The sequence below is a fragment of the Erysipelothrix enhydrae genome (genome assembly GCF_035066605.1).
GTDB lineage: Bacteria > Bacillota_I > Bacilli_A > Erysipelotrichales > Erysipelotrichaceae > Erysipelothrix > Erysipelothrix amsterdamensis.
Genome location: NZ_CP125807.1, coordinates 1101358 through 1114186 on the forward strand (window position 1 = coordinate 1101358; position 12829 = coordinate 1114186).

General features: G+C 36.5%; 12 protein-coding genes. 9 read left to right on the forward strand and 3 right to left on the reverse strand.

All coding sequences use genetic code 11. The features are described from left to right. Window positions 1-22 precede the first annotated feature (22 nt). Together LLS04_RS05480 and cysE are read left to right on the forward strand one after the other, a co-directional pair. A complete protein-coding gene (locus tag LLS04_RS05480) occupies window positions 23-625 on the forward strand; it encodes a deoxynucleoside kinase (protein WP_323610675.1) in 603 nt (200 codons plus the stop codon). A gap of 10 nt (window positions 626-635) precedes the next feature. Then, entirely contained in the window at window positions 636-1166 is a 531-nt protein-coding gene (cysE, locus tag LLS04_RS05485; protein WP_323610676.1) for a serine O-acetyltransferase, read from the forward strand. Window positions 1167-1198: 32 nt separating this feature from the next. Here cysE and LLS04_RS05490 read toward each other — a convergent pair whose 3' ends face one another. Further along, window positions 1199-2479 (reverse strand): adenylosuccinate synthase, encoded by a 1281-nt coding sequence (locus tag LLS04_RS05490; protein ID WP_323610677.1) that lies wholly within the window; start codon window positions 2477-2479, stop codon window positions 1199-1201. Between the two features lie 152 nt (window positions 2480-2631). Further along, a complete protein-coding gene (locus LLS04_RS05495) occupies window positions 2632-4155 on the reverse strand; it encodes a bifunctional metallophosphatase/5'-nucleotidase (protein WP_323610678.1) in 1524 nt (507 codons plus the stop codon). Between the two features lie 104 nt (window positions 4156-4259). Here LLS04_RS05495 and LLS04_RS05500 point away from each other — a divergent pair, with 104 nt between their 5' ends. From LLS04_RS05500 to LLS04_RS05520, 5 genes are all read left to right on the forward strand, one after another. Then, window positions 4260-4487 (forward strand): hypothetical protein, encoded by a 228-nt coding sequence (locus tag LLS04_RS05500; RefSeq protein WP_323610679.1) that lies wholly within the window; start codon window positions 4260-4262, stop codon window positions 4485-4487. 93 nt (window positions 4488-4580) lie between these two features. Then, entirely contained in the window at window positions 4581-6374 is a 1794-nt protein-coding gene (locus LLS04_RS05505; protein ID WP_323610680.1) for an ABC transporter ATP-binding protein, read from the forward strand. Continuing rightward, the gene (locus LLS04_RS05510; RefSeq protein WP_323610681.1) at window positions 6364-8214 is read left to right on the forward strand and encodes an ABC transporter ATP-binding protein; all 1851 of its coding nucleotides are present in this window, start codon (window positions 6364-6366) and stop codon (window positions 8212-8214) included. The genes LLS04_RS05505 and LLS04_RS05510 overlap by 11 nt, the downstream gene beginning before the upstream one ends. 253 nt (window positions 8215-8467) lie before the next feature. Further along, the gene (locus LLS04_RS05515) at window positions 8468-9577 is read left to right on the forward strand and encodes a M42 family metallopeptidase (RefSeq protein WP_003773008.1); all 1110 of its coding nucleotides are present in this window, start codon (window positions 8468-8470) and stop codon (window positions 9575-9577) included. 51 nt (window positions 9578-9628) lie between these two features. Beyond that, window positions 9629-10036, forward strand: a complete 408-nt coding sequence (locus LLS04_RS05520; RefSeq protein ID WP_123245391.1) for an SRPBCC family protein — start codon at window positions 9629-9631, stop codon at window positions 10034-10036. 7 nt (window positions 10037-10043) lie between these two features. Here the strand turns inward: LLS04_RS05520 and LLS04_RS05525 are convergent, their stop codons facing one another. Then, on the reverse strand, window positions 10044-10751 hold the full coding sequence (locus LLS04_RS05525; RefSeq protein ID WP_323610685.1) for a GntR family transcriptional regulator: 708 nt from the start codon (window positions 10749-10751) through the stop codon (window positions 10044-10046). Between the two features lie 204 nt (window positions 10752-10955). On the opposite strand from LLS04_RS05525, the gene LLS04_RS05530 reads away from it, so the two are divergent. Both LLS04_RS05530 and LLS04_RS05535 read left to right on the forward strand, forming a co-directional pair. Beyond that, complete coding sequence (locus LLS04_RS05530; protein ID WP_123171755.1) at window positions 10956-11435, forward strand: peptidylprolyl isomerase; 480 nt, start codon at window positions 10956-10958, stop codon at window positions 11433-11435. Window positions 11436-11544: 109 nt separating this feature from the next. Further along, window positions 11545-12690: a CDP-glycerol glycerophosphotransferase family protein gene (locus LLS04_RS05535; RefSeq protein ID WP_323610687.1), complete on the forward strand. Its 1146-nt coding sequence runs from the start codon at window positions 11545-11547 to the stop codon at window positions 12688-12690. The last annotated feature ends 139 nt before the right edge of the window (window positions 12691-12829 follow it).

A 12829-nucleotide genomic window follows, 5' to 3' on the forward strand; every position in this document is an offset into this window, starting at 1 on the left:
ATCACGGAAAGAGGTTTATGACATGATAGTTATTGAAGGTGTTGTTGGAGTTGGAAAAAGTTCATTAATGCGCATTCTTGGTCAAGAAGGCTACGAAGAGTTTGAAGAACCGGTAGTTGATAATCCAGTCTTGGATAAGTTTTATCATGACCGTTGTCGTTATTCATTTCCTCTACATGTTTTTTTCCTAAATAAACGTTTTGAACACATCAAACAAGCGAAAGATGTAAGTAAAGCGGTAATGGATCGAAGCATATATGGGGACGCAATATTCGCTCGTATGTTAAACTTAAGTGGAGAAATGAGTGACGAAGAATTTCAAATTTATTCTGAGTTATTACAAAATATGCTTGAACATGTTCATGTTCCAAAATTAATGGTATATCTTGAGATTAGTGTTGATGAGGCAATGAATCGTATTAAGAAACGTGGAAGAGATTATGAATTGATTGTTGAACGTGAGTATTGGGAAAAACTCAATGACGAATACAGTAATTATTTTGATAATTACGATCTTTCACCAATGCTTAAAATTAATGTCGATCATCTTGATTTTGAAAATAATGAAGCAGATCGCATTTATGTTCTAAAGCTTATCAATGAAGCATTACTCGAACTAAAATAAGGAGCATTTTATGAGATTTTTAGAGACAGCACGTGCATATAAAAAACAAGATCCTGCTGTACGATCAGTTCTGGAGGTTATTTTACTTTATCCAGGATACCATGCGATGGGGTTTTATCGAATCGCACATTGTTTCTATCGTATTAAGTTTTTCTTTGTAGCTCGATTCATTTCGCAACTTGGACGATTCTTTACCCAAATTGAAATTCATCCGGGTGCAGAAATTGGTCGTCGATTTATTATCGATCATGGTAGCGGTGTTGTGATTGGACAGACAGCGATCATCGGTGATGATTGTTTGATACATCACGGAGTCACATTAGGCGGTAAATCGAGAGAGCCAGGGAAACGACACCCTACTTTAGGTAATAAAGTACACGTTGGTGCTGGAGCACAAGTACTGGGTAATATTATGATTCATGATGAAGCTGTCATTGGTGCAGGTAGTGTTGTGACCAAAGATGTTGCGCGTTGTGATATTGTTGCTGGGATTCCAGCTCGAACAATACGCAATAAGTGTAGTGATGAAGGAAGATTATAAAAAAAACGAACAGATTCTGTTCGTTTTTTTCTTTATCGTAAAGGAGTGCGCTTCATAATCTGGTTTCGATTTGGACCGTTTGAAACAAGTGCAATATTTGTATCAATGAGCGCTTCGAGTTTATTAATATAGTTTTTACAATTTTCAGGAAGATCATCGTAGCAGGTGATATGAGTAATATCTTCTTTCCATCCTGGGAATATTTCAATAACAGGTTGTGTTTGTTCTAGTTCTGTAATATTTCCAAAACGCATAGATTGTTGCCCTTGATACTCATACGCAGTAACGACTTTGATTTCATCAAGGTAAGAAAGTACATCAATGTTTGTCAGAGCTACATGAGTTGCTCCTTGAGTTTTACAACCGAATCGCGTTGCAACAGCATCAAAGTAACCAACTCGGCGTGGACGTTTTGTGTTGACACCATATTCTCCGGCATCGCCACCACGTTTACGCAATGCTTCCGCTTCATCTCCAAATATTTCTGAGACAAAAGCACCAGCACCGACACAACTTGAATAAGCTTTTGTGACTGCCCATACTTCATCGATAGGATGAGGTAAGCCTGCCCCTATAGTTGCAAAGTAAGCTAAAGTAGATGATGAGGTTGAATAGGGATAAATTCCAAAGTCTGGATCACGTAATGCACCAAGTTGTCCTTCGAAGAGAATGTTTTTACCCATATCATGCGCCTCATTTAAGAAGGTAAAGACATCACGAACATAAGGATCAATTAAGTCTCGGTATGTCATCAATTCTTGAAAAATTGCATCCGCAGATAAAGGTTCTTGATGATATAAATTTACTAATAATGTATTTTTAATATCTAAGATGCGATTTATCTTATTGCGTAACCAGTCTTCGTTGTATAACTCACACACTTGAAAACCAATCTTTGCATACTTATCCGAATAAAAAGGAGCAATCCCAGATTTTGTGCATCCAAATTGATCCTTACCCATACGCGCTTCCTCATAAACATCAAAATTTTTATGGTAACTCATCACAATTTGAGCGCGATCACTTACAATAACTTGAGGATGGACCCCACGTGATTTTAATTCTTCTAATTCTTGAATGAATGCGGGGATGTTTAAGGCAACACCATTACCAATAACATTTATCGTATGTTTATAAAAAACACCGGATGGCAACATTTTAAGTGCAAACTTGCCTCGATCATTGATAATTGTATGACCTGCGTTATTTCCACCTTGGAATCGAACGACGATATCTGACTCACTTGCGAATACATCGGTAAGCTTTCCTTTACCTTCATCGCCCCAGTTAGCACCTACTATAGCTTTAATCATAATTACCTCCTAAAAATACAAAATGAGACACCTTGGTGTCTCACTGTACACGAACTAGAATACTTTTATTTTTTTCGAGTGTCAAGATTTTTTTTGATAGAATAAAAAAAATACAAAATTTCTAAGAACTTGAAACTTTGTATTTTAGGATTTTATGTTGAGGCAATAACTTTAATATTATCACGATGATTTACATGAACTGGAGAATTTTCTAGAAAATAATCCATAATGATATCGACCATTTCTTCTTGAATATCATCCAATGTTTCGCTTTTCGCAACCATTGTATAGTTTCCACCACCCATCGCACGATAATTATTCACAACGACTGTGAATCGATCATCGTCTTGTACGGGTTTGTCTTGATAAACTAGAGATGTAACGCGAGAACCTCTTGGTTTTGAGATATCAAGTGTATAGTCCACACCATCAAGCATATCGTAATTATAGTGTTGAGGTTTTGGCTCTACATACTCTGGAGAAGGTACAATTTGATGCACTTCATTTAAGGTAAAGTAATGTGCACTGAATTCAATCATTTCACGAAGTGCTTTCCCACTCATTTGTTTTACAACCAATGTATTGGGATAGAGGTAAGTACTCACTAATTCACGCATTGTGAGGGATTTATTGAATCCTTGCGCGCCATTAAAGAGTGCTACTGATGAAATTTGCGCACCCGAACGTTTGAGTTGGATCTGATTTAAAAGGGACACGAGTGGATGCTTATGAAGTCGTGCATCCAATTCGTCATCAATCATCACATCCATGTTTTCTAAGGTTCCAACCGGTTGATCCAGCCATATTTGTGTTTTATTTTGTAAAGATTCTAGGGGTTCAAGGAGGTCTTGGTCGATATCATAATCGGCGGCACTTAGGCGTTGTGCAGAGGTACTTCCTGTTTCTAAATCAAGATCTATAGTAATGAATTCTTTTGCTTTAAAGGTATTTTGAGTTACTAAAACACCATTAACGGTTTCAATAAAGGAGCGATGTTGATGGCCGGTAATTAAAATATCAAGCCCTTCAATATCAGTCATAGCATAGCCTTCATTTTCACCAGTAAGACGTTCTGTAGGTTCACCTGTTTGAGGATCGCGCTCTAAACCACCATGGTACATTGCGATGACATAATCGACATCATTTCGCACACGTAAAACTTCTTTTTGAAGGTGTTCAAAAGCACTTTTAAAACGCATATTTTTAATATGAGCAGGACGTTCCCAATGTGGAATATATTGGGTTAAAACTCCAATTAACGCTATTTTTTTACCTTCATAGGTAAGAATCTGCGTACTTCCGGGTACATTACCCTCAATTTCTATATTTGAAGTAAGCAAAGGCGCATTATTTTCGTTAATATATTTGTTTAAAATTTCAGGACCATAATTAAAATCATGGTTCCCAAGATTGATGAAATCATAGTTCATTGCATTAAAACATTGTGCCATCGGGTTGGTTACCGTTTGCGCATGTTGATGTGCATAGGTTAAAAGAGGTGTCCCTTGAAAGGCATCTCCATTATCAAGAAGTAAAACATTTCCTTCATTTCGGAACTGTTTAACTGCAGTACTGATGCGTGCAAGCCCATAATCTTCAAGGTTTTCACGACTTGTATAATTTGTTGGAAAGATATTTCCATGGACGTCTGTTGTGACGACGATTTTAAGTTTCATTTTTATCACCAAATCTATTATACCAAATCTATCTTGCGATGTTTGGTATTGATTACTTTTTTTGAAATATATGATAAAATATAAACAAATGAAAGGAGGAACTTATGAATCGCTCAGATAAATGTTTAATGTGTGTTATTTTATTTCTAACGATTATGGCGAATGGTATGCTTGGCTCGCATAATCAACAAGGGGCTTTTGTGTCTCCAAGAAATAGTAAGCACCTTTTAACCCAAATGAATAAAAATGATAATGTTGCATTATCGAGCGTCGCATTTTGTTTTATACAAAATACTTATGATTGTCTGTGTGATTCTATAAGTGCCTCTTAAAACACTTATTTTCAGCATAGATATTCATATAAAACACATGGAAATGTGTTTTTTAAGCCTTAAAGGAGAAGATAATATAATATCGAGGTGAATATGAAAAATATTAAATTTATTTTTAAATATACTGAGGGTCATCGAAATAAAATCATAATGATGGCATTCTCAGTAATCATTTATTGTGCAGTACTTTTAGTGAATCCGCTTTTACTGCAGTATACAATTGATCATGTTTTAAACGACTTACCGATAAACACCTCATGGATGATGATGTTTACAGATTTTTTTGGAGGAATGAATTCCGTTCGTGATCACTTATGGTATGTAGGTGTTGTGATTGTGATTTTGAATGTTTTAAGTGGGTTTGCTCATTTTTGGGCTTCATACTCAATTGGTTCTTTTTCGGAGTATTTCTCAGAAAATTTGCGTAATGATGTTTTTGATCATTTACAAAAATTACCCTATGCCTATCATGTACGCGCTAAAACGGGTGATTTAATCCAACGTTGTACCAGTGATGTGGATCAAATAGGACGGTTTTTAAAATCGAAAATTCAAGAGTTGGTGTATGCAGTAACGATGGTTGTAATTGCACTGACGGTTTTATTTCGAATTAATGCCAAGATGACATGGATTACAATGATTTCATTTCCATTCATCTTTGGATTCGCGTTTTTATTCTTTAAAAAAATGCAAGCTGTGTTTAAGAAAAGTGACGAAGCTGAAGCGGCTTTGTCGAATACCTTTCAAGAGAGTATGGATGCAGTACGAGTTGTGAAAGCTTTTAATCAAGAACCGTTTGAAGTTGAAAAATTCGAGGTTAAAAATAAAGAATATGCTTCGATTACCAAAGAAATGATTCGACTTCTCGGTGTTTATTGGGGAACTTCGGACTTGCTCTGTTTTATGCAAACCTTGATTGTTCTTATCGCAAGTATTTTTGAAGTGCGTGCGGGAAACTTAACCGTTGGGAATGCAATTGTTTTTATTTCTTATGTAAATATGGTGCTCTGGCCAATTCGTAATGTGGGTCGAACCCTCTCGGATATGGGGAAGGTCAGTGTGAGTATTGATCGTTTAAATGAAATTTTAGAGTTACCCATTGAACATCTTGAATCCGGTCTAACGCCTGATATCCAAGGTGAAATCTTATTTGATAATGTTTCGTTTAAATATGATGATGCAAGCACACCCGTACTCAAAAATTTAAATTTCAAAATTAATCCCGGTGAAACGGTTGCGATTATGGGACCGACTGGAAGTGGTAAATCGAGTTTAGTCCATTTACTTACCCGAATTTATGATGTCACTTCAGGAACCATTCGAATTGATGGCATTGATATTAATGATATTTCAAAAAGCTATCTTCGAAAAAACGTAGGACTTGTTCTTCAAGAGCCTTATTTATATTCGAAAACACTTTTTGAAAATATTCGAATTGCAATACCTCATGCCTCAGAGCAAGATGTTTACGATGCATCCCGTGTCGCTTCAATTCACGATGTGATTACATCTTTTGATCTCGGGTATGAAACACCAGTGGGTGAAAAAGGTGTTACCTTATCGGGTGGACAAAAACAACGTGTTGCGATTGCGAGAACACTTATTGCCAATACACCAATTTTAATCTTTGATGATTCCTTGTCTGCTTTGGATTCTCAAACAGATGCTTCAATTCGAGAATCATTGAATCATACTAAAAATGCAACGTCTATCATCATTACCCATCGTATAAACAGTGCACAAAATGCAGACAAGATTATTGTTGTTTTAGATGGTGAGATCAAACAAATTGGTACTCATGATAGCTTATTGGAAGTTGATGGTTTGTACCGAAATATTTATGATATCCAAACGAATCAGAAAGGAGGTGCATTGTATGAGTTATAGAGAAGAAGAACAATTCACTTCAGAAAAATTAGATGTGGGACTTTGGAAGAAAATCCTAAAGATGTTACTTGAAAATAAGAAAAATCTATTTTTAGCTTTATTTTTTGTCTTGTTGGAAGCGGTTATTGGAGTCATCCTACCGGTTCTAAATCGTTACGCCATTGATGTTTTCTATCAAGGGCAAGGATCAACCGAAACGATTTTGAAGTTTACGCTACTTTATGGAGGCTTGGTTGCAGTTCAAGCATTTTTAATTTACGAGTTCATCTATCGCAGTGGACTTATTGAGATGGATATTAGTTATCAAATCCGTCAAAATGTTATGGAGAAACTTCAGACGCTTCCCTTTTCGTATTATGATAAAACGCCAACAGGATGGATTATGGCTCGGATGACCAGTGATGTATCACGACTATCCGAAATACTTTCATGGAGTTTTAATGACCTTGTATGGGGGTTTTTGGTGATGATCATGTTACTGATTGTGATGTTTACCGTAAATTGGAAACTCGCTCTAATTATCCTTGTAATCGTACCGATGGTTTACTTTGTGAGTGCTTGGTTTCAAAAGCGCATTCTTCAAAACTATCGCAGTGTTCGTGCTGAAAATTCAAAAATAACACACGGATTCAGTGAAGGGATTACCGGCGCAAAGACCACAAAGACAATGGGCTTGGAAGCGATACATTATAGTGAATTTAAAAATAACACGATGGCAATGCGCTCCAAATCGATTCATGCTGTTATTCTGAGTGCACTTTATATGCCTTTGATTACCCTTATTTCTTCATTGGGAAATGCTGGCATTATTTACGTTGGGGGTAACATGGCATTACAAGGTGTTATCCAAATTGGGACTTTAATATTATTTACCCAGTATGCAGAACGGTTCTTTGAACCGTTACGAAACATCAGTAACGTGTTTGCGCAATTACAAATGGCGCAGGCTTCTGCGGAACGTGTACTCTCATTGTTGGAACAAGATTCAACGCTTGTTGATCGACCCGATATTATTGAAAAGTACGGAACCATCTTGAATCCAAACGAATCCGTTTATGAACCGATTGTAGGAGACATTGAATTTAAAGATGTTGATTTTTACTATCAAGCATCAGAGCCAATTCTCAATAAATTTAATTTGACGGTGAAACCGAAGCAACGCATTGCTTTAGTTGGTGAGACGGGAAGTGGTAAATCGACGATTGTTAACTTAATATGTCGTTTTTATGAACCGATTTCAGGTTCGGTACTAATTGATGGTGTAGACTATCGAGAACGCTCGATTGGCTGGCTTCACTCTCACCTTGGATATGTCTTGCAAGCACCGCATCTTTTCTCTGGATCAGTTCGTGATAATATTGCTTATGGAAAACCAGACGCATCGGATGAAGACGTGATAAAGGCTTCGAAACTTGTTGATGCGCATCGCTTCATTATGGAACTCGAAGATGGCTATCAGACGGATGTTGGTGAAGGCGGAAACCGATTGTCTACGGGTCAAAAACAGTTAATTTCGTTTGCACGAGCAATACTTGTTGATCCATCAATCTTTATTCTCGATGAAGCAACAGCTTCGATCGATACAGAAACTGAGGCCATCATTCAGAATGCAGTCGAAACGGTACTTAAAGAGAAAACAAGTTTCATAATCGCTCACCGTCTTTCAACGATTGTGAATGCAGATCGAATTCTTGTCATTGATAAAGGTCAGATACTGGAAGATGGAAATCATCACAGTCTTATGAGCCAAAAAGGACGATATTACGAACTCTATATGAACCAGTTTAACGAGAAAAATCAAACAAATATGATGAATACACTAACACCTATTTCCGAATAGGTGTTTTTATCGCAATTCTTGTCATCTTGAATATTCGCTATCATAATTCGTGTCCTATAGAAATCTTTGTGATATGATAGTTTAGAAAAAAGAGGCTCTTTCATTCCCACCAATTGACGTTACATGTGGTTAATGATTCGTTTTTCTGAGGATTTAGTCACGTCATTGTAAGATGTTGTAGTACATAATAATTACCATCTTAATACTGTAAGATTATTGGATTAAAGTTAGGGTCTAGAAATAGGAGAATGATATGAAGAAAAATATTACGCTTGAAGAAGCATATGGTGATGTAAACTTAGAAATGCTTGCTGATTTTACGCTTACAAATGGTATCTCAGGTCATGAAAAAGATGTTGCAAATGTTTTTAAATCATGGGTTGAAGAAAGTGCAGATGACATCTGCTTTGACAATCTTGGATCGATTATTGCTCATAAAAAAGGTGCTGAAAATGGACCTAAAATTATGTTAGCGGGTCATATTGATGAAGTTGGTTTCCTTGTTCGAAGCATTGATGATAATGGTTTCTTACGAATTCATCCTGTTGGTGGATGGTGGCCACATGTGTTATTATCACAACCTGTCACAATTCAAACACGTGATGGAAAGATGTATGTTGGTGTTACGGGATCAAAAGCACCTCATGGTATGACTCCTGCAGTTCGTAACAAAGTTATGGATATTACAGAAGTGTTTGTTGATCTGGGTGTCGCATCAAAAGATGAAGTTGAATTATTAGGAATCCAAGTTGGGGATACTGTAACGCCAAAGTCAGATTTTCATGTTCTCGCAAATCCTAACTTCTTAATGTCAAAAGCATGGGATGACCGTATCGGTGCTGCAATTGTTGTGGATGTTATGAGACAGCTTAAAGATGTTCAAACAGCATCACACATTTATTCAGTTGGTACAGTACAAGAAGAAGTGGGATTACGTGGAGCTCGTACTGCTGCACAAACAATTAACCCTGATATTGCTTTTGCTGTCGATGTCACCATCGCAACAGATACACCAGGTGAAGACAACCGTATTAAAATGGGTGTTGGTGCCACTTTAGAAGTAATGGATGGCTCTGTAATTGGTCATAAAGGACTTCTTTACTACCTTCAAGATCTAGCAGAAGAAATGAACATTGATACACAATTTGAAATCTTAGCAGCTGGAGGAACGGATTCCGGTGAAATCCATAAAGTTCATGATGGTGTTATTACGCTAACACTTTCGATTCCTGCGCGTTATATTCACTCGCACTTGGGTATTATTCATCGTAAAGATTATGCAGATACTGTTGCACTGATAACTGAATTCTGTAAACGATGCGATGCGGATGTACTCGAATCATTACAAAACTACAAAAGATAAGTCTATGACTTATCTTTTTTTCCGTTATAATAGAATAAAGTGAGGTAGTGTATGCTTAAAGAAACAGTTTTTATTGAGGCTCCTTTAGAAGAAGCCTGGGATCGATTCGAACTTGAATTCGCAAAACTCTTCAAGTGCAGTCCTAAAAAAATGCTTCATCGCGAAATGAAGGCAAAGGTTAAAACTATGAATGGACGGGAAATTGAATTGAAGCAACGTGTTATCATTCATGATCGCTATAAACATTTTGCTTTTGTATCGGAAAACCCTAAAGAAAACGTAACAACGCATTATGAATTTTTTGAGGACAAAGATGGAACCTTTATCTCATCGTATGATGAAAAGAGTAAAGGTGAGATGGTGTATCGCCTTCCTTTTGTAAAACAAAAAGTTCGAAAACAGCTTAAAGGTCGTCTTCAACAGATTAAATTCATGATAGAAACAGAAAAGGGAGCATAGCTCCCTTTTAAATTGGACTGGATAATTTTAAGAATCGTGCATATTTATAATGATGGTAGTCAATTGAATAATCGAAAATTTCTCCATTTTTAAGCATGGCTTTACTGGTCGTCTTTAAAGCAGGGTCGCCTTGATGAAGTCCAAGTAACTCAGCATTAATATCATCTAAAGAACACGCTTCAATCAAGCGGTCAATATAGCCAACTTCTTGTCTAAGACCTTCTTGAATATAGGAATATATAGAACTTTCGATGATTTCTCGATTGAGATAGGGAATTAAATTACGATTGAAATATGAATATTCGACAACCCACCGGTTTCCATCCACAATTCGTAACCGATTCACAAAATACAATTGGGTACCCACTTCGCAATTCAACTCGATGGCAATCTCACGATCGGCGCTAATCTCTTGAAAATCCAAGATTTTCGTTTCAATACGATTCTTTTTATGATTTGAAGATAAACCGTGAAAGTTTTCTAAGTTTATCGCATTAATGTGGTCCACATCACGCACAAACATACCACTCCCTTGAACGGAAATAATATAACCTTGTCGTGACAGGAGGGCAATGGCTTTTCGAATGGTATTTCGACTCACATTAAATTCCTGCATCAACGCTTCTTCTGTAGGGATTTTTGTATTAGATGGATAGATACCATCCATAATACGATCTTCTATTATAGTACTAATCATACGATACTTATGTGACATAATGTGCTCCTTTATCTCAATTATACCATGGTCTAAGAAAAGTAACGCAAACGCTCTGTAAGGATTGATGATATTAATCCTTACACATAAAATTTTAGGTTTTGGACTCTTGATGTTGGTATAGACTAGTTCGTCATATGCTTTCAAGAATTCCTCCTAGTAAAAGTATAGCACTTTTGCTATGATTGTCACGGAGGTATTTTTATGACACAAACAATTAAAATTACAATGAATAATGGTAAAACCATGACAGCAGAGCTTTATGAAGATATCGCGCCTAAAACAGTCGCAAACTTTGTGAAGTTGATTGAAGAAAAGTTTTATGATGGTTTGATTTTTCACCGTGTAATTCCTGGATTTATGATTCAAGGTGGATGCCCTAATGGAACTGGAATGGGTGGTCCGGGTTATGAAATCGAAGGCGAATTTACTTCAAACGGTTTTAAAAATGATTTAGTACACAGTAAAGGTGTTTTATCAATGGCACGTGCGATGGATCCAAACAGTGCTGGAAGTCAATTCTTTATCATGGCCGAAGATGCACCGCATTTAGATGGTCAATATGCAAGTTTTGGTAAACTTGTGGATGGACTTGATGTTGTTGATGAGATCGTGCATGTTAAACGTGATCGTAACGATAAGCCAACAGAACCTCAAATCATTAAAACAATTGAATTAATCTAATAAAGGAAGGTGTGTGATGCACCTTTTCTTTATTCCAAAGGTAATAGGAATTGTCTGAATTTTATAGTATAATACCCCATGTATATAAAGCCTTTCAAGGAGGTTATGAATGAAGAAAAAACTTGATTATATATTAAAGCACAATAAAATATTGTTGATTGTATTTACAAAGACGCTTTCGATGATTTTCCGATTCGTCGGTTTATTTATTCGCACTGAAGAAAATTTAATCTTAATTTCCGCTAATTCACGCGGATATAATGATAGTCCTCGTGCAATCTATGAATATATGAAAAAAGACCCCAAATATGCTCAGTATCGCTTTGTGTGGGCTGTTGATGATGTTACGCAATCCATTGAAGGGGCAGATCTTGTTAAAGCGGATACGTGGCAATATTTCAAGACTGCTTTGAAAGCACAATATTGGATTACCAGTGTTAATATTGAACGCGGTTTGCATTTTAAAAAGAAAAAGACCGTCTTTCTTAATACATGGCACGGCGTCGCAATTAATGAAATGGGAAATGCGGTAGCAGGACGTACTGATTTTGATTGGTCTGACACAGATTATATTTGTTATAGTGCAGAAAATGAAAGACCGATTTATTATCGTGACTTTAATGCGCGTCCAGAGTCAATGATTCCTACAGGTCTTCCACGTAATGATGAGTTGTATCATGTGGATCCTAATAAAGTCATTGAAATTAAGAAAAACTTGAACATTCCAGAAGATAAGAAAGTGATTCTATACGCACCAACATGGCGTGATAGTGAAGATTTTGGTAAGAGTTATCAAATCAAGCCGCCGATTGATTGTGATGTTTGGAAAAAAGCTTTGGGCGATGAATATGTTGTGATTTTAAGAACCCACCCGTATACCAACGAATTGATGGGTGTTACCTTTGATGATTTCTTTTTTGATGGAACGATGTATCCTCGTGTTAATGACTTGATGATGATTTCAGATATGCTTATCTCAGATTACTCAAGTATTATCTTTGATTATTGTGTTCTTGAAAGACCTGTAATCTGTTTTGGTTATGATTATGAAGCGTATGCTGAAAAACGCGGATTCTATATTGACTTAGAGACAGTGATTCCAAGCGGTATCATTCGAGATGAAACACATCTCATTGAGCACATTAAATCGATGGACTATGAAGAACAAGTTGCAAAGACAAAAGTGATGAAAGAAAATCATGTCACCTATGGCGGTAATGCCACAGAACAGATTGTTAATGTTGTATTTGGATAAATTAAAAAGCCGGTCCTTTAACGACCAGCTTTTTTTATCTAAAAAAAGGCAGCCATTGGCTGCCAAATGCTTTGAGGGGATGTAAAGCATTACAATCTTATGACTGCATATACATCATACCCTCTAAAGATACAGATGT